We start from the raw sequence: 20,039 nt of genomic DNA on the forward strand, positions 1-20,039 counted from the left end.
GGCGCATGAACATTCTGATCATCGGCGGGAACCGCTATGTCGGAAAGCGGTTGACCGCCCGCCTTCTGGATTCCGGACACGTCGTGACGATTCTCAACCGGGGTTCTTCCCCTGCCCCGGCGGGTGTCGGGGCCGGAGCCCCGCTCCCGGTCGAGCAGCTGATCGCCGACCGGAACGACGAGGCCGCTCTGGAATCCGTGCTCGGTGACCGGACTTTCGATGTCGTCGTCGACCAGGTCTGCTACACCCCGCGTCAGGCCGCCATCGCCCGGCGGGTGTTCGGCCGGCGCGCGCGGCGCTATGTGATGACGTCGACCGTGGAGGTGTACGAGTACGAGGACTCGGCCGCGCCCGTACGGGAGGAGGCGGTCGATCCGCGTGCGGTCGCCGTCGATCTCGACCTGCCCTGGGAGGACGAGGGGTTCCTCGGCGCGCACTACGGGGAGGGGAAGCGGCAGGCCGAGGCGGTCTTCGCGGCCGCGCCGCCGTTCCCGTACACGGCTGTGCGGGTCGCCCATGTGCTGGGCGGCGAGGACGATTTCACGGGGCGGGTCGAGCATTATGCCCGCCGCATTCGGGCGGGTGAGCCGATCGCCGTGCCGGCCGTGAACCGTCCGGCCACCTATGTGTACGTCGAGGAGATAGCGGAATTCCTGGCGTGGGCGGTGGAGGCCGAATTCACCGGGCCGGTCAACGCCCATTCCCATGGTCCGCTCACCACCGCCGACATGTGCGCCGAGATCGAGCGGCAGGTGGGCGGAAGGACCGTTCTCCAGGAGGTGGAGGTCGGCGAGGTGTCACCGTTCTCCTTCACCCGCTCGTACGGAATGGACAACTCCCGTGCGACGGCTCTCGGTTTCTCGTTCTCGGACTCCGCGCAGTGGCTGTCGCGGGCCCTCTCCGAGACGCTGGGGGCGCGCTGATGCGGTACCGGATGCTCGGAAACGTACGTGTCGGGGCGGTCGGTCTCGGTGCGATGCCGTTGTCGATCGAGGGCCGTCCCGACGAGGCGCGCGCCGTCGCCACCGTCCACGCGGCGCTCGACGCGGGGGTGACGCTGCTCGACACGGCGGATTCGTACCACCCGCCGGGCGGCGAGCCGGGTGAGGGCGAACTGCTGGTGGCGCGGGCCCTGGCCGCGTACGGGGGTCGCGGCCGGGGCGGGAGCGGGACGGACGAGGTGCTGGTCGCCACGAAGGGCGGCCGGGGCCGGACGGCCGACGGCGGGTGGACCGTCGACGGCACCCCCGCCCACCTGCGGCGGGCGGCCGAGGCGTCCGCGCGACGGCTCGGGGTCGAGGCGATCGGGCTGTACCAGCTGCACAAGCCGGATCCGGCCGTGCCGTACGCCGAATCGCTGGGCGCGGTGCGGGAGTTGCTGGACGCGGGCACGATCCGGCTGGCCGGGATCTCCAATGTGGACACGGCGCAGATCCGGCTCGCGCGGGAGATCCTGGGTGACCGGCTGGTCTCCGTGCAGAACCGCTACTCCCCCGCCGTGCGGACGTCCGAGGCGGAGCTGCGGCTCTGCGCGGAGCTCGGTCTGGCCTTCATGCCGTGGAGTCCGCTGGGCGGGATCTCGCGCAGTTCGCTGGACGGGGCGTCGGCCCTGGCGGCGGATCCGGAGTTCGGGGGGTTCCACCGGGTGGCGCGGGCGCGTGGGGTGAGTCCGCAGCGGGTGGCGCTCGCCTGGCTGCTGGCACGGTCGGAGACGGTTCTGCCGATCCCGGGGGCGAGCCGTCCGGAGACGGTGAGGGATTCGGCTGCGGCTGCCGAACTCGTGCTGGATACAGCCGAGTTGGCCGAGCTGGGCGTTCAGTAACCGAAGGCACGAGACCCATTGACGGGGCCGGTGTCTCCAACTACAAAAGCCTCCTGAGAGCGCTCTCAGGCGCTCAGCCCCCACCGGAGGTGTTCTCCTTGAGCCGCGTCCGACGCACCCCCCTGCTCGCCTCTCTCCTCGCCGCCGCCCTCGCCACGACCGCCCTGCTCGGTCTGGGCGGGGCCGGTACCGCCAGCGGCGCCGTCCCTCCCCCGGCGCCCGGCTGGTCGCTCCAGTGGAGCGACGACTTCGACGGCCCCGACCGCGCCCTGCCGAACGCGGCCGACTGGCAGATCGACACCGGCCACGGATACCCGGGCGGCCCCGCCAACTGGGGCACGGGAGAGATCCAGAACTACACGTCGAGCCCCGACAACCTGCGCCTCGACGGCACCGGCAACCTGCGGATCACCCCGCTCAAGGACGGCGCGGGCAACTGGACCTCGGCGCGCATCGAGACGAAGCGCGCCGACTTCAAGGCGCCCGCGGGCGGGACCCTGCGCATCGAGGGCCGGATCCAGATGCCGAACGTGACCGGAGAGGCGGCCCTCGGCTACTGGCCCGCCTTCTGGGCGCTCGGCGCGCCCTACCGGGGCAACTACTGGAACTGGCCGGCCATCGGCGAGTTCGACATCATGGAGAACGTCAACGGCCTCAACTCGGTCTGGGGCGTGCTGCACTGCGGGGTGAACCCGGGCGGGCCCTGCGGGGAGACGACCGGTATCGGCGCCAGCCGCACCTGCCCCGGCGCGAGCTGCCAGTCGGCCTTCCACACGTACCGCTTCGAGTGGGACCGCTCGACCTCTCCCAACGAGCTGCGCTGGTACGTGGACGACCAGCTCTTCCACAGCGTGAACGAGACCCGTGTCGGCGCGCAGGCGTGGGCCGACATGACCAGTCACGCCGGCTACTTCATCCTGCTGAACGTGGCGATGGGCGGGGCGTTCCCGGACGCGCTCGCCGGGAAGACGCCGACGGCGGCGACGGTGTCCGGCCGCCCGATGCTCGTCGACTACGTGGCGGTGTGGACGAAGGGCGGCGGCACGACCCCGCCGACCACCCCGCCGACGACTCCCCCGCCCTCGGGCTCCGCGCAGCTCTACCTGCGGACGGGAGCCGGCGCGGGTGACGCCCAGTCGGCCGCCTCCGCCGCGACCCTGGCCTCGGCGGGCGGTGCCAACCACGACGGCACCCCGGCCAACGCGCAGGTGTTCACCTCGGGCCCGATCACCCGGACGTACAACGGCGGGTCGACGGAGTTCGACCTGTTCGTGGACGCCGGGTCGGTGGTCGCCAACGGGCAGCAGGTGCGGGTGAGTTACGACCGTACGGGGGACGGGAGCTGGGAGCGGGTGGAGACGTACCAGTACTTCGCCACCGATCCCGTACCGGGCTGGGAGCACTACACCCAGGCGAGGGGCGTGCGGTCGGTGACCGGCAGCCACGGGAACCTGGTGAACGGACGGGTCCGGATCGAGGTGTGGACCGCGATCGGGAACGGGCCGAGCACGGTCGGCGTCGGCAACCAGTCGGTGGTCAGGATTCCGTTCTCGTGACCCGGCGCGCCGGGAGGCGGTGAGCGCGATACGAGCAGGACGACCCCGGCCGTGTGCGGCCGGGGTCGTCCCTCTCCCCGGGGCCCGGATCCGGCTCAAGGCCCGGGACCCGGGAGGCGTCAGACGCCGGCCCGGACCTTCTCCACGCCCTCCTCGGGACCGTCGGCGCGCTGGTCGGGCACGGAGTCGGCCGGGGCGTGGTCGTCGACCAGGGTCTTCTCGTCGAACGGGACCCGGCCGGCCAGGACCTCGGTGACCCGGGCCTTGTCGATCTCCTTGGTCCAGGTGCCGACGAGGACGGTCGCGACCGCGTTGCCGGCGAAGTTCGTCAGGGCGCGGGCCTCGCTCATGAAGCGGTCGATGCCGACGATCAGGCCGACGCCGTCGACCAGCTCGGGACGGTGCGACTGGAGGCCGCCGGCGAGGGTCGCGAGCCCGGCGCCGGTGACGCCCGCCGCACCCTTCGACGCGATGATCATGAAGACCAGGAGGCTGACCTGCTCGGCGAGCGAGAGCGGGTTCCCCATCGCCTCGGCGACGAAGAGCGAGGCCATCGTCAGGTAGATCGCCGTGCCGTCCAGGTTGAAGGAGTAGCCGGTCGGCACGGTGATGCCGACGACGGGCTTGCTGACGCCCAGGTGCTCCATCTTGGCGATGAGCCGCGGCAGCGCCGACTCGGAGGACGAGGTGGAGAGGATCAGCAGGAACTCGCGGCCGAGGTACTTCAGCAGCGCGAGGATGTTGACCCCGGCGACCATGCGCAGCAGTGCGCCGAGCACCACGAAGACGAAGAGGGCGCAGGTCACGTAGAAGCCGATCATGATGACCGCGAGGGACTTCAGCGCGTCGACGCCGGTCGCGCCGACGACCGCCGCGATGGCGCCGAAGGCGCCGATCGGGGCCGCCCACATGATCATGGCGAGGATGCGGAAGACCAGCCGCTGGATGTGCCCGATGCCGCGCAGGACCGGCTCACCGGTCTTGCCCATGGCCTGGAGCGCGAAGCCCGCGAGGAGGGCGACGAGGAGGGTCTGCAGGACCTCGCCCTCCGTGAAGGCGGAGACCAGGGTCTTGGGGATGATCCCGAGGAGGAAGTCCACGGTGGACTCGCTCGCCCCGTCGGCCTGCTTGGCGCCGGCCTCGGCGACCTCCTTGGTGAGGTGGAGGCTGGAGCCGGGGTCCAGGAGGTTGCCCACGAGAAGACCGATGGCGAGGGCCACGGTCGACATCACGAGGAAGTACCCGAGCGCGAGTCCGCCGACCGCGCCGACCTTCGCGGCCTTCCGGACCGAGCCGACGCCGAGGACGATCGTGCAGAAGATGATCGGCGAGATCATCATCTTGATCAGGTTCACGAAGCCGGTGCCCAGCGGCTTGAGCTCGACGGCGACGCCCGGCGCCACGAACCCGACCGTGATGCCGAGTACGACGGCGGCGATGACTGCCAGATACAGATAGTGGGTACGGTCCCGTTGTGCTGCGGCCACGGGGTCCTCCTCGCGCTGATGGGGTGTCCACGTCCCGGTGGATCCCAGCGAATATCCATCACCCTGTGACCCGGGTCACCCTTGCGTTCCTTTCGTTCACGACCGAACCACGGCCGTCGACGACCGAGCCTGTCGCCGGGAACGATTCGGGAACGGGATTACCCGTCGCAAATCCGGCGGTGCACACTTACCGACATGCGCATACCCGTCCCCCGGCCTCGGAGCCTCGCCGGCCAGCTCTTCGCGATGCAGGTCGTGCTGGTGGCCGCGATCGTGGCCGGGTGCGCCGTCTTCGCCTACCTCACGGACCGCGCCCAGGCCGAGGAGACCGCGACCCGCCAGGTCACCGCGCTCGCCACGGCCGTCGCCGAGTCCCCCTCGGTGGTGGAGGCCGCCGGATCCGCGGACCCGAGCGCGCGGCTCCAGCCGTACGCCGAATCGCTGCGACGGCACTCCGGGGTCGCGTTCGTGGTGATCATGGCTCCGGACGGCACGCGCTGGACGCATCCCGAGCCCGACCAGATCGGCCGTACGTACCTCGGTCACATCGAGCCGGCCCTGAAGGGGACGACCTTCTCCGAGACGCACATGGGCACCCTGGGCCGTTCGGTCCGGGCGGTCGCGCCGGTCCTCGACGACGGGCGCGTCGTCGGCCTGGTCAGCTCGGGCATCACGATCGAGAAGATCAGCGAGCAGGTACGGGAGCAGGTGACGGCCCTGCTCGGGATGGCGGGGGCGGCGCTGGCGCTGGGCGGTCTCGGTACGTACGTCATCAACGCCCGGCTGCGGCGGCACACGCACGGCATGAACGCCGCCGAGTTGAGCCGGATGCACGACTACCACGAGGCCGCGCTGCATGCGGTGTCCGAGGGGCTCGTGATGCTGGACGGTCAGCGACGGATCGCGCTCATCAACGACGGCGCGCGGGAGCTGCTCGGCCTCGGCGCCGACGTGGTGGGCCGGTCGGCGGCGGAGCTGGGGCTGCCGGTCTCGCTGACCAGCGCGCTGCTGGCCTCGGAGCCTCGGGTGGACGAGCTGCATCTGACGGCCGAGCGCGTGCTGGTGGTCAACACCCGTCCGGTGGTGGGCGGGGAGCGCCGCGGGACGGTCGTCACGCTGCGGGACCGCACCGAACTGCAGGCGCTGGCAGGCGAGTTGACCTCCGAGCGGGGGTTCACCCAGGCGCTTCGCTCCCAGGCCCACGAGGCGGCGAACCGGCTGCACACGGTCGTCTCGCTGATCGAGCTGGGCCGGGTGGACGAGGCCGTGGGCTTCGCAACGGCCGAGCTGGAGCTGGCGCAGGCACTCACCGACCGGGTGGTCGACGCGGTCGGCGAGCCGGTCCTGGCGGCGCTGCTGCTCGGCAAGGCGGCGCAGGCCAACGAGTCGGGGGTGGAGCTGGTCCTGACCGAGGAGAGCCGCATCGACGACGGACTGCTGCCGCCGGGGCTGCCGTCCCGGGACCTGGTCACGATCCTCGGCAATCTCATCGACAACGCGGTCGAGGCGGCCAGCGGCACGCCGCAGGGGCAGGTGACGGTCACGGCCCGCACCCACGGCGGCGAGCTCCTCCTCAAGGTCTCCGACACGGGCCCGGGGATCGACACGGGCGACCCGGAGGCGGTCTTCGACCGCGGTTGGTCGACCCGGGGCCCCGGCCGCGGCCTCGGTCTCGCCCTGGTCCGCCAGGCGACGACGCGGGCCGGGGGCACGGTGTTCCTGGCCCGGGCCCCGGAGGGCGGCGCGGAGTTCACCGTACGACTGCCGCTGACCACGGAGGCGGGGGCGGGACGGGCGACGGAGTCCGGCCCCGAACCGGCGCCGCGGACCGGGGACACCTGGCCGGACCCGGCAGCGGAGCCGCCCCACGGGCCGCGCCCGGCCGGGCCGGCGCCCGCCCCGACCGCTCCCGGCGCGACCGCTCCGACCGCTCCGACCGCTCCGACCGCTCCCGGCGCGGCCTCGACGGCCGCGACCGGCCCCACCGGCGCGGAGGTGTCGGCATGAAGGAGGACATCCGCGTGCTGGTCGTCGAGGACGACCCCGTCGCCGCCGACGCCCACGCGCTCTACGCCGGGCGGGTGTCCGGCTTCACGGTCGTCGCGGTGGCGCACTCGCGGGCGGCCGCCGTGCGCGTCCTCGACCGGCTGCCCGTCGACCTGATCCTGCTCGATCTGTACCTCCCCGACGGCCACGGCCTGCAGCTGCTGCGGTCCTTGCGCGCCGGCGGGCACTCGGCCGACGTCATCGCCGTCACCTCGGCCCGCGATCTCGCGATCGTCCGCGAAGGGGTCTCCCTCGGGGTCGTCCAGTACGTCCTGAAGCCGTTCACCTTCGCGACCCTGCGGGACCGGCTCACCCGCTACGCCGAGTTCCGCGCCGCCGCCGGTGAGGCGTCGGGACAGGACGAGGTGGACCGGGCCCTCGCGACGCTCCGCACCCCGCAGCCCGCCTCGCTGCCCAAGGGGCTGAGCGCCCCGACGCTGGAGGCCGTCACCCGCACGCTCCGGGACGCCCCGGACGGTCTGACCGCGGCCGAGGCGGGGGCGGCCGTCGGGATCTCCCGGATCACCGCGCGCCGCTACCTGGAGCACCTGGTCACGGACGGGCGGGCGGCGCGGGCGCCGCAGTACGGGCAGATCGGTCGGCCGGAGCTGCAGTACCGGTGGATCACGACCATCGGCCGCTGAGCCGGCGGCTGCCCGGCGATCGACCGCTGGACGGGCGCCGTGCCCGACGGTCGGCCGCTGGACGCGCGCCGTGCCCGACGGTCGGCCGCTGGACGCGCGCCATCCCTGACGGTCGGCCACTGAGCCGGCCCCATGCCCGCCGGTTCGGCCGGACGGTCGGCCGCCGAGTCGCCATCGTGCTCGGGGATCGGACACCGCCCTCCGGTTACCGAACGCGACGATGATCGATACGGATTGTTACCGACCGGTTCCGACGTTTCTACGGACTCTGGCCTTGGGTGAACACACCGTAGCCAATGGTGACGTTCCGCATCTACCGTTCCAGGGTGCAACCCTCCCCTCCCTCCCCACCCTTCAACGCGCTCGCCGCGCGCCGACTGCGCGAGGGCCTCGGCATGGCGCCGGGCCACGTCGCCTACGGCCTGCGCGCGCAGTACGGCCTCGCGACCACCCCGGACACCGTCGTCGCCTGGGAACGCGGCCGGCTCGCGCCGACCACCCAGGAGCTCACCGCGCTCGCGGGCGTCCTCTGGTGCGCTCCCGGCGAGCTGATCGCGGCCGCCACCACCCTCCGCGAGCACCGGATGGCGCGTGGCCTGGCCCCGGACGACCTGGCCCGGCGGGTGGGTCTCGACGCGCCCGGCTATCTGCGGATGGAGGAGTCGGGCCGCTGGCGCGGCAACGAGCGCCAGACCTCGGCCCTCGCCGAGGTCCTCGGCCTCGGGCCGCGCGCGCTGCTCACGGCGACGGGCAGGAACGAGGACCTGGCCCAGCTGCTGCGTGACGCGGCCACGACCCGCTGGCAGGCGTACGTGCGCCCGGTCGTGAAGCTGCTGCCGATACCGAAGCGGACGCTGGAGTCCGCGCTGCAGCGGCTGCACACCGACTACCACGCGAGGATGGCGGCCACCAGCAGCTGGGGCGCCTCGGGTGACAGCGGGGACTCGGGCCGGGCGTATCTGGACGAAATCGTCGACCGTTTCTGGGAGTTGGTCGGACCATAAGGTGTGGAGGTGAGACGACACATCGACTTCGACGACCTCCACAACTTCCGTGACCTGGGCGGCTATCGGACCGCCGACGGTGGAAGCGTCCGTTGGGGGGCCCTCTACCGGTCCGACTCGCTCGCCAAGCTGCGCGGCCCCGACCTGGACCGCTTCCAGGAGCTCGGCGTCTCCGCCGTGATCGACCTGCGCTACCCGTGGGAGATCTCGGCCAAGGGCCGTATGCCGGAGACACCGCAGACCGACGGGATCGCCTGGCACAACCTGAGCATCGAGCACCGGCCGTACGACCAGGCGGAGATCGACCCGGACCTCGACCCGTGGCGCTACCTCGCCGACCGGTTCGCCGAGGTGGCGGCCGACGGCGCGGTGGAGCTGCGCGAGGCCCTGGAGGTGATCGCCTCCGCGCGAGGACCGCTCGTCTTCCACTGCGCCTCGGGGAAGGACCGCACGGGCCTGCTCGCCGCCGTGGTGCTCTCCCTCCTCGACGTCTCCGACGAGCAGATCCTCGACGACTTCGCCCTGACCGAACTGGCCACGGAGCGGCTGATCGCCGACTGGCGCGCGGCCCACCCGGGGCGGGAGCTGCGCTGGCCGGGGTACGGCCGCGCACCCGCGGAGATCATGCGGCTCTTCCTCGCCGACCTGCGCGCGGAGTACGGATCGGTGGAGGCGTACGTCACCGGGTACGTCGGCCTGGACCCGGCGGTGGTGGAGACCCTCCGCGAGCGTCTGGTGGAGCCGGCGGGCGCGGAGGCCGGGAGCCCGGCATGATCGACGAGCCCCTGGGCGTGCATCGAACTAGCCGCGGCGGTCGAAGCTGAAGAGCTGGCCCCGGGCGTCCGCACGACAGGGCGCCTGGGCCAGCGCGGCCCACTCGGCCCTGCGGTCGCCCGTCACGGTCACACAGGAGCCGGCCGTCGCCGAGTCGACGGGGACGATGCGGTAGCCGGTCACCGGGTTGCCGTACGGCTCCAGGCGAAACCTTTCGACACGGCTCGGGTCGCCGCACTCCGAGTCCTCGAACGCGGCGTCCGCGATGCGCCCGCCGGCGGGGATGCCCGAGCAGCCCGGACCGTAGTCCGGGTGGTCGGAGACGATCCGCCAGGTCCCCGCCCCCAGGTCCATGAGGGAGTAGCGCGGGACGTCGGCGCCCTCGCACGTCCGCTGGTGGATCCGGCCGCTGCGGCCGCCCCTTCGTTCGTTCAGGCAGAGGTCCGAGCCGATCACCCGTATGTGCACGTCCCCGGCGGCGGGCGTGATCGGGGCGCCCGTCACGGACCTGCCGCCGTCGCCGTCCCGGACGAGGGCGAAGACCAGGCTGACGGCGGCGAGGACGAGCCCGGTGACGGCGACGGCGCCGACGAGCGTCCGGTTCGTCCGCGACCGGGGGCGGGCGGGCTCGACGGCGGGATCGGCGCTGGGCTCGGCATCGGGCGCGGGCGCGGTGGGCCACCGGGCGGTGGAGGGCTCGTCGTCCGCGGCGGGACCGGTCGCGGAGGGCGCGTCGGTCGCGGCGGGACCGGTCACGGAGGGCGCGTCGGTCGCGGAGGGCTCGTACACGCCCCGTACCGCCAGTTCCTTGCGGACGGCCTGCCAGCTCTCCAGCGCTCCGGGGCCCACCCCGCAGGCGCGGACGAAGGAGATCAGAAGCTCCTCACGGGGGACGGTCGAGCGCGCGAGCATGTTGGCGACGGTCGAGCGGGGCAGGACGTCGCCGACCGCGTCGGCGCGGGACGACAGCTCGCGGTAGGTCAGTCCGGACCAGTCCTTGAGCGCCTGGAGCTGTGCGATGAACGAGGCGGCGTCGGTGGCCTCGCGCGGGTCGGGCGCGCTGCGCCCGCCGGCGTAACCCTCGGTCATGCGTGCCCCCGCCCCTCCCCCGGACAGGGTTGGGACATGTCCGGGACAGGCCCAAGCCTTGTTGATCGAGCCGTTCGACTCAAGAGTGGAATCCGGCAATTCCGGTCCGGTCCGGAATCGTCACGGGGGAAGCACGGGGGAACGCGGAAGGGCCCCGATCGTCCACGGGGGGCGATCGGGGCCCTTCCGGCGTCCGGACCGCCGTCCGGACCCGCGTCCGGACGGCGTCAGGTGGATGCGAGGCGGTGCCGGGGCATCGGGAGGTCGGGACGATCTCGGGGCCGAGGTCCCGGCCGGAGGGGCCGAAGGGCCCACGCCCGAAGGGACCGCCCCCGGAGGGCCGCCCCCGGCGGGCCGGCTCCGACGGGCCGCCACCGCGAAGTCGGCTCCGACGGGTCGCTATCGATAGGCCGGCTCCGACGGGCCGCCACGGCAGGTCGCCCCGGCGGGCCGGCTCCGGGAGGTGCGGGGCTCAGAAGACCGACTCGGCCTCGAACATCCGGCTCTCCGGGACGGTCTTGAGCTGCGTCACGGCCTCGGCCAGCGGCACCATCTCGACGTTCGTGCCGCGCAGCGCCGTCATCATCCCGAACTCGCCGCGGTGCGCGGCCTCCACCGCGTGCCAGCCGAAGCGGGTCGCGAGCACCCGGTCGTACGCCGTCGGCGTGCCGCCGCGCTGGACGTGCCCGAGAATGACCGGCCGCGCCTCCTTGCCGAGGCGCCGCTCCAGCTCGACCGCGAGCCGGTTGCCGATGCCCTGGAAGCGCTCGTGGCCGTACTGGTCGATGGCGCCCTTCCGGTACTCCATGGAGCCCTCCGCCGGGTGGGCGCCCTCGGCGACGCAGATGACGGCGAACTTCTTGCCGCGCGCGAAGCGCTCCTCGACCATCTTGACGAGGTCGTCGACCTGGAAGGGCCGTTCGGGCAGGCAGATGCCGTGCGCGCCGCCCGCCATGCCGGACTCCAGCGCGATCCACCCGGCGTGCCGGCCCATCACCTCGACGACCATCACGCGCTGGTGGGACTCGGCGGTGGTCTTGAGACGGTCTATGGCCTCCGTCGCCACGCCCACGGCGGTGTCGAAGCCGAAGGTGCGGTCGGTGGAGGAGATGTCGTTGTCGATCGTCTTCGGGACGCCGACCACGGGCATCCCGGCGTCGGCGAGGATCCGGGCAGCGGTCAGGGTGCCCTCGCCGCCGATCGGGATGAGCACGTCGATGCCGTGCAGCTTCGCCAACTCCTGGGCGGATTCGGCGGCTTCGGCCAGCCGGTTGCGCTCCAGGCGGGCGGAGCCGAGGATGGTGCCGCCGCGGGCGAGGATGCCGCTCACTGCGTTGAGGTCGAGGGGCCGGTAGTGCCCGTCGAGGAGACCCTTGAACCCGTCCTCGAAGCCGATGACTTCGTCGCCGTGGCCGGTCAGCGCCCGGTGCACGACCGACCGGATCACTGCGTTGAGGCCGGGACAGTCGCCGCCTGCGGTGAGAACTCCGATGCGCATCGTGCCGTGTCTCCTGCTCGGTGAGTGGTACATGTGAGCTTTGTCGATTCTCCCACGCCCGGCGGGGCCCCCGCGCTCGCTGCCGCTCCCCGGCCCGCCCCCAGGGGCCTTTCGTCCCACCGTTCCAGGCCCTTCGCCCGGCGGGCGTCCTACCCACCCCCAGAGGTATTGTCAAGAGGGCATTGCCACCCTTACGGGTTTTTTGAACACACTCGGTTGACGAGGCCGGGCGGACAGGACTGGACAGGAGACCACGGCGTGACGCGCAGCGTGTACGTGACCGGGATCGACCGCGGGGACGGCCGGCAGGTCGTCGAGCTGGGAGTCATGGAACTCCTGACCCGCCAGGTGGACCGGGTGGGGGTGTTCCGGCCGCTGGTGCACGACGGCCCCGACCGCCTCTTCGATCTCCTGCGGGCGCGGTACCGGCTCTCCCAGGACGCGTCGACCGTCTACGGCATGGATTACCACGAGGCCTCCGCGCTCCAGGCCGAGCAGGGCACCGACGAGCTGGTCTCCCGGCTCGTCGACCGCTTCCACACGGTGGCCCGCGACTACGAGGTCGTCCTCGTCCTGGGCACGGACTACTCGGCCACCCAGCTGCCCGACGAGCTGGCGCTCAACGCGCGCCTGGCCAACGAGTTCGGCGCCTCGGTGATACCCGTCGTCGGCGGCAAGGGGCAGACCGCCGAGTCCGTGCGGGCGGAGGCGCGCAACGCCTTCCGGGCGTACGACGGGCTCGGCTGCGACGTTCTCGCCATGGTCGTCAACCGGGTGGCGGGCGAGGACCGCGAGGGGATCGCCGAGCGGCTCAAGGCCCGGCTGCCCGTGCCCTGTTACGTCGTTCCCGACGACGCCTCGCTGGCCGCCCCCACCGTCGCCCAGATCGCCCACACGCTCGGCGCGTCGGTCGTCCTGGGTGACGACTCGGGCCTGGCCCGCAACGCCCTGGACTTCGTCTTCGGCGGGGCGATGCTGCCGAACTTCCTCAACGCGCTGACCCCCGGCTGCATGGTGGTGACCCCCGGGGACCGCGCCGATCTGGTGGTGGGCGCGCTCGCGGCCCACTCCGCCGGCACCCCGCCCATCGCCGGCGTGCTGCTCACTCTGAACGAGCGCCCCAGCGAGGAGATACTGACGCTCGCCCACCGCCTCGCGCCCGGCACGCCCGTGCTGTCGGTCCCGGGCAACAGCTTCACCACGGCGACCGAACTCTTCTCCGTCGAAGGCAAGTTGAACGCGGCGACACCGCGCAAGGCGGAGACCGCGCTCGGGTTGTTCGAGCGGCACGTGGACACCGCCGACCTGCTGAAGCGGATCTCGGTGGCGCGCACCGGCCGGGTCACTCCGATGATGTTCGAGCACGACCTCCTGGAGCAGGCCCGTGCCGACCGCCGCCGCGTGGTCCTCCCGGAGGGCACCGAGGAGCGGGTGCTGCGCGCCGCGGACGTCCTGCTGCGTCGTGACGTCTGCGATCTGACCCTGCTCGGCGACGTCGAGACCATCCGCAAGCGCGCCGCCGACCTCGGTATCGACCTGTCGTCCTCGTCGACGCAGCTGATCGATCCGCAGACCTCGGAGCTGCGCGACTCGTTCGCGGAGAAGTACGCGGAGCTGCGGGCCCACAAGGGCGTGACGGTGGAGCTGGCGTACGACGTCGTCTCGGACGTGAACTACTTCGGGACGCTGATGGTGCAGGAGGGCCTGGCCGACGGCATGGTCTCCGGTTCGGTGCACTCCACGGCCGCGACGATCCGCCCGGCCTTCGAGATCATCAAGACGAAGCCGGAGGCGTCGATCGTCTCCTCGGTCTTCTTCATGTGCCTGGCCGACAAGGTCCTGGTGTACGGCGACTGCGCGGTGAACCCGGACCCGAACGCCGAGCAGCTGGCGGACATCGCCGTCCAGTCGGCGGCGACCGCGGCCCGCTTCGGCGTCGAGCCGCGGATCGCGATGCTGTCGTACTCCACGGGCACGTCCGGCTCGGGCGCGGACGTCGACAAGGTCCGCGAGGCGACGAAGCTGGTGCGGGAGGCGCACCCGGAGCTGCGGATCGAGGGGCCGATCCAGTACGACGCCGCGGTCGAGCCGTCCGTCGCCGCGACGAAGCTGCCGGGCTCGGAGGTGGCGGGGCAGGCGACCGTGCTGATCTTCCCGGACCTGAACACGGGCAACAACACCTACAAGGCCGTGCAGCGTTCGGCCGGCGCCGTGGCCGTGGGTCCGGTGCTGCAGGGCCTGCGCAAGCCGGTGAACGACCTCTCGCGGGGCGCGCTCGTCAGCGACATCGTCAACACGGTCGCCATCACGGCGATCCAGTCCCAGGCTCAGGAGCTCCCCGCATGACCGGCAACGCCAGCGCCACGCGCGTTCTCGTCCTCAACTCCGGCTCCTCGTCGGTGAAGTACCAGCTCCTGGACATGAAGGAGCGCTCCCGGCTCGCGGTCGGCCTGGTGGAGCGGATCGGCGAGGAGACCTCGCGTCTGGTCCACACCCCGCTCCAGGGGGGAGGCGGGGTCAAGCGCGAGAAGGTCGCGCCGATCGCCGATCACGCGGCCGCGCTGAAGGCGGTCTCCGAGGAGCTGGCGGCGGACGGGCTGGGCCTGGACTCGCCCGAACTGGCCGCGATCGGACACCGGGTGGTGCACGGCGGGCTGCGGTTCACCGCGCCGACGGTGATCGACGACGAGGTGCTGGCCGAGATCGAGCGGCTGGTCCCGGTGGCGCCGCTGCACAATCCGGCGAACCTCACGGGTATCCGTACGGCGATGGCGCTGCGGCCCGATCTTCCGCAGGTCGCGGTCTTCGACACCGCCTTCCACACCACGATGCCGGAGTCGGCGGCCCGGTACGCGATCGACGTGGAGACCGCGGACGCGCACCGGATCCGGCGGTACGGCTTCCACGGCACGTCGCATGCCTATGTGTCGCGCGAGACGGCGAGGCTGCTGGGCAGGGCACCCGAGGAGGTGAACGTGATCGTGCTGCATCTGGGCAACGGGGCCTCCGCCTCGGCCGTCCGGGGCGGGCGGTGCGTGGACACCTCGATGGGGCTCACGCCGCTGGAGGGCCTGGTGATGGGGACCCGGTCGGGTGACATCGACCCGGCGGTGACGTTCCATCTCAAGCGGGTGGCGGGGATGGACGAGAACGAGATCGACGTCCTGCTCAACAAGAGGTCGGGTCTGGTCGGGCTCTGCGGTGACAACGACATGCGGGAGATCCGCCGCCGGATCGACGAGGGCGACGAGCGGGCCGCCCTGGCGTTCGACATCTACATCCACCGGCTGAAGAAGTACATCGGGGCGTACTACGCGGTACTCGGGAGGGTGGACGCGGTGGCGTTCACGGCGGGTGTCGGCGAGAACGCGGCTCCGGTGCGGGAAGCTGCGATCGCCGGTCTGGAGGAGTTGGGGCTGGTGGTGGACGCCGGCCTGAACGCCGTACGGTCCGACGAGGCGCGGATCGTCTCGCCGGAGTACGCGCGGGTGGCGGTGGCGGTGGTGCCGACGGACGAGGAGCTGGAGATCGCCCGCCAGACCTTCGCTCTGGTGTGCGGAGAGCCGCTCGGAGGAGTGAACGCCTGAGCGCCCTCGCGCCCATTTGTACTTTCCACCAGACGGAATATTCCGCAGTGAAACAAACCGATAGGATCCGCCTCATGCGCCGTTCCAAAATCGTCTGCACGCTGGGCCCCGCCGTCGACTCGTATGAGCAGCTGAAGGCTCTCATCGAGGCCGGTATGAACGTGGCCCGATTCAACATGAGCCACGGGACCCAGGCAGAGCACCAGGAGCGGTACGACCGTCTCCGCAGGGCGGTGGCGGACACCGGCCGCGCCGTGGGCGTGCTCGCCGACCTCCAGGGCCCCAAGATCCGTCTGGAGACCTTCGCGGAGGGCCCCGTCGAGCTGGTGCGCGGTGACGAGTTCACCATCACCACCGAGGACGTCCCCGGCGACAAGTCCATCTGCGGCACCACGTACAAGGGCCTGCCGGGCGACGTCTCCAAGGGCGACCAGGTCCTGATCAACGACGGCAACGTCGAGCTGCGGGTGGTCGAGGTCGAGGGCCCGCGGGTCAAGACCGTGGTCATCGAGGGCGGTGTGATCTCCGACCACAAGGGCATCAACCTGCCCGGCGCGGCGGTCAACGTCCCGGCCCTGTCCGAGAAGGACGTCGAGGACCTCCGCTTCGCGCTCCGCATGGGCTGCGACATGGTCGCCCTCTCCTTCGTCCGCGACGCCGACGACGTCAAGGACGTCCACAAGGTGATGGACGAGGAGGGCCGCAGGGTCCCGGTCATCGCCAAGGTGGAGAAGCCCCAGGCGGTGGAGAACATGGCGGACGTGGTGGCCGCCTTCGACGCCGTGATGGTGGCCCGTGGCGACCTCGCCGTGGAGTACCCGCTGGAGAAGGTCCCGATGGTGCAGAAGCGCCTCGTGGAGATGTGCCGCCGCAACGCCAAGCCGGTCATCGTCGCCACCCAGATGATGGAGTCGATGATCACCAACTCCCGCCCCACGCGCGCCGAGGCCTCCGACGTGGCCAACGCGATCCTGGACGGCGCGGACGCGGTCATGCTGTCGGCCGAGTCCTCCGTGGGCGCCTACCCGATCGAGACCGTGAAGACGATGTCGAAGATCGTCGCCGCGGCCGAGGAGGAGCTGCTCTCCAAGGGGCTGCAGCCGCTCGTGCCCGGCAAGAAGCCGCGCACGCAGGGTGGTTCGGTCGCCCGTGCGGCCTGCGAGATCGCGGACTTCCTGGGCGGCAAGGCGCTGATCGCCTTCACCCAGTCCGGCGACACCGCGCGCCGCCTCTCGCGCTACCGCACGATCCAGCCGATCCTCGCCTTCACCACGGACGAGTCCACCCGCAACCAGCTCACGCTGAGCTGGGGCGTGGAGTCCTTCCTCGTCCCGTTCGTGGAGACCACGGACGCGATGGTCGACATCGTCGACGCGGAGCTGCTGAAGCTCCAGCGCTACAGCGAGGGCGACACCATGGTCATCACGGCCGGCTCTCCCCCCGGCGTCCCCGGCACCACCAACATGGTCCGGGTGCACCACCTGGGCGGCCGAGAGCACGCGTGACACGCTCCGCCGTTCTCCCGGCATGACGAGGGCCCCCGTCCGATCCGGACGGGGGCCCTCGTCATGTGCGGCTCCCTGACGGGCTTCAGCGATCAGTTGGGCTCGACCGTGTTGCGCAGGCCGGGCACCGTGAGCGTGCCGCCGAACTGGCCGGCCTGGCGCACCTCGACGTCCGTGAAGATCGCGAACGGTACGTCGAGCGGCGGCGGGCTCTCCGGGCTGAAGGTGACCGGGATGATGCCGAAGAGGTTGCCCTTCAGCCGCTCCGTGTACATGGTCACCGTGCCGTTGCTCATGGTCGACGTCGAGCCCTTGTCGGAGCGGACGTGTCCCGTGTAGCCCTCCGAGTGGACGGTGCGCTGGTGCAGGTCCTTGATGTCCACGCCGTCCTTCGCGGTGAACTTCAGGACCTTCTTGATCTTTCCGCTGCCCGTCTTCACCTCGACGATGCCGTGGTACTTGAGGCCCTTGAGCGTGAGCCTCGTGCTGTTGAGGATCCACGGCTCGTCCGGGAGCAGCGGGAGGCCCGGCTCCAGCTCCGCCGCCGCGAGCGCCTCGGGGTCGGGCTCGGGGCACGGGAAGCGCGGCTTGGCGCCCTCGGGTATGTCCTCGTCCTTCTTGGCGTCGAGGCCCTTGGCGTCCTCCGGCAGCTCCTCGACCTCGGCGCCGACCTTGGCGGCGGCCTCCTCGATCGCGGCCTTGGTCTTGTCGACGGGGGTCTCGGCCTGGGTGTCGGCCTTCTCCGCCGTGTCCGTCTTCGGTGCCGTGTCCGTCTTCGGTGCCGTCGTCGCCGGCTTCTCGCTCGGCGTGGCGGTCGGCTCCGGCGTGGCCGTCGGCTCCTCGTCGGGCCCGTCGAACAGGTCCTTGATCTTGTCGCCGAGGCCCAGCGGGTCGAGCGGGTTGACGCTCTTCGTCGCGGTGGGCTCGGGAGCGGCGACCTGCGCCTGGTCGGCGTTCTGCTGCGTGGCGGTGCCCTGCTCCGTGCCGGCGGTCGCCGAGGGGCTGGAGGTCGGCTTGGGCGCCTCCTGCTCCTTGGTCTCCTCCGGCTTCGGCGAGGCGGACGCGCTCGCGGTCGGCTTCGGGCTCTCGGTCTCGGCGGGCTTCGTCGACTCCTCGGCCACCGGCTCGTCCGAGCGGGTCACGCACGGACCGGGTGCGAAGGGGATGTCCTTCTCGTCGGCGAGGGCGAGCTTGGGCGCCATGCCCATGCCCATGAGGACCGCGGTCGGCATGGCCGCCAGGGCCATCGCCTTGCCCGCGGGACCCTGGATCTTGTTCAGCAGGGACTTGCGGGGAGCCGCGTGCCGCGGACCCCTGCCTGCCAGAGTGGCGCCGTCCGCAGCCGTCGCCGACTGCGACGACTGTGTTTCGTCACCCCGCACTGTTCCTCCCGCCGTTGGCGTCGATCGTCGTTTCGGTCGCCTGCGCGTCCTCCGCTGCACGCTGCTCCGGGACCGGGGCCTTCTCGAAGGCGACCGGCTGGGTCTCCTCCTGGGCCTCGGCGCCGTGCGGCTGACCGTCGTTCTCGTGCTCGCCCTGCAGGGCGTCCGCCTCGGCCGTCTCCTCCACCGGGACGCCGGGCGCCCAGGCGATCGACATCCCGCCGCCGATCAGGGAGAGCAGGAATCCGACGACGAGGCCGCCGAAGTTCGAGACCGGGATGGAGACGAGCCCCAGCACGATCGCCGCGACGCCGGCGAACACCCGGACGATGGGCTGGAACCACATCGTCAGACCGAGCGTGATGAGCAGGACGCCGATGATCAGCGCACCCGCTCCGGCCGTGGTGGCGATGGCGATCGTCATGTTGCCGAGTCGCATGTCGCCGTACGGGAGATACGCGATCGGTACGCCGCCGAGGATCGTGAGCAGGCCCGCCCAGAAGGGGCGTTCGCCCCGCCAGGTACGGAAACGGTTCTCGCTCGGGACTCCGCGGGAAGCAGTGGACTCGGCGCTCATGGAAAACAGCTCCCTGGAAGCGGTGTTGCGTAAGAAAGGTGGTGAACGGCGGTACGGACCGGAGCGGGCAGGGCCGTACGGAACGGCCCCACCCGCCGAGTGCGTACTACTCGGTGAAGCACTCCTTGGGAGCACCCGTGTGCAGCTTCAGCTTGAGGTCGGGAAGCTTGAAGGTGGCGGCGGTCGTCGCCCACGCCTTCTGCTTCACGTCCGACAGCTTGGCCGTCTCGGCACGCTGCGAGAAGCCGTACGGGTTGGCCTTGGTGCCGGGCTGGATGCCGGGCTTGCCGTCGGCCTTCGGGAGCGCGCCCGCGGCCACACCGATGTCGATGTTGCCGAACTCGGCGTCCGCGTCGAGCGACGAGACATCGAGGTAGATGTCCTTCGCGTACACGGGGTTCTTCGCGTCCGTACCGGCCCGCAGCTCCAGCGAGACGTTGCCGAGGAACGGCACGTTCGGCGTCACGACGGACTGGCACATGTTGGTGATCCAGGCCTCGGAGAAGCCCGAGACACCGACCGGCTGAGCGAACGGCTTGCCCTCGAGGTCCTTGCCCGAGACGACATTGCCGTACTGGACGAAGTCCTTACCGACAAGGCTGTCGGCCTTCACCTTGAACTCCTGGCCGGAGATGCTGAAGGACGCGGCAAGCGCGCCCTGGGCCAGGCCGACACCGATCGCGGCCGTCGCGGCCACACTCGGCACCATGACAACGGCGAACCGCTTCCATCTGGTCCCGCCACGAACCTGGGACTTCATGAGAATCCTCCTTCTCGGACGTACATCTCCGGATGGGCCCAGGGCCCGTCCTGGGATGGGAGAAGTGCTACGTCCTCGGGAAGAAGCGCCGAACACCGGGCGCGACCCGCACCCGATTCACCGGCGATCACCCCCGAGCGACAACCACTGGCCACGCCTTGCGCGCAACCTCCTTGGACAGGCCCCGCCGGCGAAGGCGGGAACCCCCCTGTCCACGGCCGGCGCCACTGTCGCCGACCCACTCGGTGGGGACCCTCGCCGCGAACCCGGCTGGTTGCCGGGCTGGTGCGGTATCGGACCGAGCGTCG

Annotated in this window: 16 protein-coding genes; 10 read left to right on the plus strand and 6 right to left on the minus strand. The window is 71.6% G+C overall.

What is annotated here, in order from left to right; all coding sequences use genetic code 11:
- Nucleotides 1-5: 5 nt before the first annotated feature.
- The 3 genes from AB0D99_RS08305 (at nucleotide 6) to AB0D99_RS08315 (ending at nucleotide 3,378) form a co-directional block, all read left to right on the plus strand.
- Nucleotides 6-923, plus strand: a complete 918-nt coding sequence (locus tag AB0D99_RS08305) for an NAD-dependent epimerase/dehydratase family protein (RefSeq protein WP_362358212.1) — start codon at nucleotides 6-8, stop codon at nucleotides 921-923.
- On the plus strand, nucleotides 923-1,822 hold the full coding sequence (locus tag AB0D99_RS08310; protein WP_362358213.1) for an aldo/keto reductase: 900 nt from the start codon (nucleotides 923-925) through the stop codon (nucleotides 1,820-1,822). The genes AB0D99_RS08305 and AB0D99_RS08310 overlap by 1 nt, the downstream gene beginning before the upstream one ends.
- A 98-nt stretch (nucleotides 1,823-1,920) precedes the next feature.
- A complete protein-coding gene (locus tag AB0D99_RS08315) occupies nucleotides 1,921-3,378 on the plus strand; it encodes a glycoside hydrolase family 16 protein (RefSeq protein ID WP_362358214.1) in 1,458 nt (485 codons plus the stop codon).
- A 119-nt stretch (nucleotides 3,379-3,497) separates the two neighbouring features.
- On the opposite strand, the gene AB0D99_RS08320 is transcribed toward AB0D99_RS08315, so the two are convergent.
- Nucleotides 3,498-4,865 (minus strand): cation:dicarboxylase symporter family transporter, encoded by a 1,368-nt coding sequence (locus AB0D99_RS08320; RefSeq protein WP_362358215.1) that lies wholly within the window; start codon nucleotides 4,863-4,865, stop codon nucleotides 3,498-3,500.
- A gap of 195 nt (nucleotides 4,866-5,060) precedes the next feature.
- Here AB0D99_RS08320 and AB0D99_RS08325 point away from each other — a divergent pair, with 195 nt between their 5' ends.
- The 4 genes from AB0D99_RS08325 to AB0D99_RS08340 all read left to right on the plus strand — a co-directional run bounded on the left by AB0D99_RS08325 (nucleotide 5,061) and on the right by AB0D99_RS08340 (nucleotide 9,333).
- Nucleotides 5,061-6,872: a sensor histidine kinase gene (locus AB0D99_RS08325; protein WP_362358216.1), complete on the plus strand. Its 1,812-nt coding sequence runs from the start codon at nucleotides 5,061-5,063 to the stop codon at nucleotides 6,870-6,872.
- The gene (locus AB0D99_RS08330; protein WP_362358217.1) at nucleotides 6,869-7,555 is read left to right on the plus strand and encodes a response regulator; all 687 of its coding nucleotides are present in this window, start codon (nucleotides 6,869-6,871) and stop codon (nucleotides 7,553-7,555) included. The genes AB0D99_RS08325 and AB0D99_RS08330 overlap by 4 nt, the downstream gene beginning before the upstream one ends.
- A 395-nt stretch (nucleotides 7,556-7,950) precedes the next feature.
- Nucleotides 7,951-8,559 (plus strand): helix-turn-helix transcriptional regulator, encoded by a 609-nt coding sequence (locus AB0D99_RS08335; RefSeq protein ID WP_362358377.1) that lies wholly within the window; start codon nucleotides 7,951-7,953, stop codon nucleotides 8,557-8,559.
- Nucleotides 8,560-8,568: 9 nt separating this feature from the next.
- Nucleotides 8,569-9,333, plus strand: coding sequence for a tyrosine-protein phosphatase (locus tag AB0D99_RS08340; RefSeq protein ID WP_362358218.1), 765 nt, complete (start codon nucleotides 8,569-8,571; stop codon nucleotides 9,331-9,333).
- A gap of 27 nt (nucleotides 9,334-9,360) precedes the next feature.
- Here the strand turns inward: AB0D99_RS08340 and AB0D99_RS08345 are convergent, their stop codons facing one another.
- A complete protein-coding gene (locus tag AB0D99_RS08345; protein ID WP_362358219.1) occupies nucleotides 9,361-10,422 on the minus strand; it encodes a hypothetical protein in 1,062 nt (353 codons plus the stop codon).
- A gap of 472 nt (nucleotides 10,423-10,894) precedes the next feature.
- On the minus strand, nucleotides 10,895-11,920 hold the full coding sequence (locus AB0D99_RS08350) for an ATP-dependent 6-phosphofructokinase (RefSeq protein WP_362358220.1): 1,026 nt from the start codon (nucleotides 11,918-11,920) through the stop codon (nucleotides 10,895-10,897).
- Between the two features lie 258 nt (nucleotides 11,921-12,178).
- Here AB0D99_RS08350 and pta point away from each other — a divergent pair, with 258 nt between their 5' ends.
- The 3 genes from pta (at nucleotide 12,179) to pyk (ending at nucleotide 17,012) form a co-directional block, all read left to right on the plus strand.
- A complete protein-coding gene (gene pta, locus AB0D99_RS08355; RefSeq protein WP_362358221.1) occupies nucleotides 12,179-14,266 on the plus strand; it encodes a phosphate acetyltransferase in 2,088 nt (695 codons plus the stop codon).
- On the plus strand, nucleotides 14,263-15,507 hold the full coding sequence (locus AB0D99_RS08360) for an acetate kinase (protein ID WP_362358222.1): 1,245 nt from the start codon (nucleotides 14,263-14,265) through the stop codon (nucleotides 15,505-15,507). The genes pta and AB0D99_RS08360 overlap by 4 nt, the downstream gene beginning before the upstream one ends.
- Nucleotides 15,508-15,581: 74 nt before the next feature.
- Nucleotides 15,582-17,012 carry a pyruvate kinase gene (gene pyk / locus AB0D99_RS08365; protein ID WP_362358223.1) on the plus strand — a complete coding sequence of 477 codons (1,431 nt, stop codon included), beginning with the start codon at nucleotides 15,582-15,584 and terminating at the stop codon, nucleotides 17,010-17,012.
- A gap of 92 nt (nucleotides 17,013-17,104) precedes the next feature.
- Here pyk and AB0D99_RS08370 read toward each other — a convergent pair whose 3' ends face one another.
- The 3 genes from AB0D99_RS08370 to AB0D99_RS08380 form a co-directional block, all read right to left on the minus strand.
- Nucleotides 17,105-18,337 (minus strand): hypothetical protein, encoded by a 1,233-nt coding sequence (locus AB0D99_RS08370; protein ID WP_362358378.1) that lies wholly within the window; start codon nucleotides 18,335-18,337, stop codon nucleotides 17,105-17,107.
- 46 nt (nucleotides 18,338-18,383) lie between these two features.
- Nucleotides 18,384-18,971, minus strand: coding sequence for a DUF6114 domain-containing protein (locus tag AB0D99_RS08375; RefSeq protein ID WP_362358224.1), 588 nt, complete (start codon nucleotides 18,969-18,971; stop codon nucleotides 18,384-18,386).
- A gap of 106 nt (nucleotides 18,972-19,077) precedes the next feature.
- Nucleotides 19,078-19,731, minus strand: a complete 654-nt coding sequence (locus AB0D99_RS08380) for a DUF6230 family protein (protein WP_362358225.1) — start codon at nucleotides 19,729-19,731, stop codon at nucleotides 19,078-19,080.
- Nucleotides 19,732-20,039: the final 308 nt, after the last annotated feature.

It is taken from the genome of Streptomyces sp. NPDC047971 (assembly GCF_040653355.1).
Lineage (GTDB): Bacteria > Actinomycetota > Actinomycetes > Streptomycetales > Streptomycetaceae > Streptomyces.

Coding starts and splice junctions, on each gene's coding strand:
- AB0D99_RS08330 (WP_362358217.1), top strand. CDS start 6,869: ATGAAGGAGGACATCCGCGTGCTGGTCGTCGAGGACGACCCCGTCGCC.
- AB0D99_RS08325 (WP_362358216.1), top strand. CDS start 5,061: ATGCGCATACCCGTCCCCCGGCCTCGGAGCCTCGCCGGCCAGCTCTTC.
- AB0D99_RS08335 (WP_362358377.1), top strand. CDS start 7,951: ATGGCGCCGGGCCACGTCGCCTACGGCCTGCGCGCGCAGTACGGCCTC.
- AB0D99_RS08345 (WP_362358219.1), bottom strand. CDS start 10,422: ATGACCGAGGGTTACGCCGGCGGGCGCAGCGCGCCCGACCCGCGCGAG.
- AB0D99_RS08360 (WP_362358222.1), top strand. CDS start 14,263: ATGACCGGCAACGCCAGCGCCACGCGCGTTCTCGTCCTCAACTCCGGC.
- AB0D99_RS08350 (WP_362358220.1), bottom strand. CDS start 11,920: ATGCGCATCGGAGTTCTCACCGCAGGCGGCGACTGTCCCGGCCTCAAC.
- AB0D99_RS08305 (WP_362358212.1), top strand. CDS start 6: ATGAACATTCTGATCATCGGCGGGAACCGCTATGTCGGAAAGCGGTTG.
- AB0D99_RS08380 (WP_362358225.1), bottom strand. CDS start 19,731: ATGAAGTCCCAGGTTCGTGGCGGGACCAGATGGAAGCGGTTCGCCGTT.
- AB0D99_RS08375 (WP_362358224.1), bottom strand. CDS start 18,971: ATGAGCGCCGAGTCCACTGCTTCCCGCGGAGTCCCGAGCGAGAACCGT.
- AB0D99_RS08310 (WP_362358213.1), top strand. CDS start 923: ATGCGGTACCGGATGCTCGGAAACGTACGTGTCGGGGCGGTCGGTCTC.
- pyk (WP_362358223.1), top strand. CDS start 15,582: ATGCGCCGTTCCAAAATCGTCTGCACGCTGGGCCCCGCCGTCGACTCG.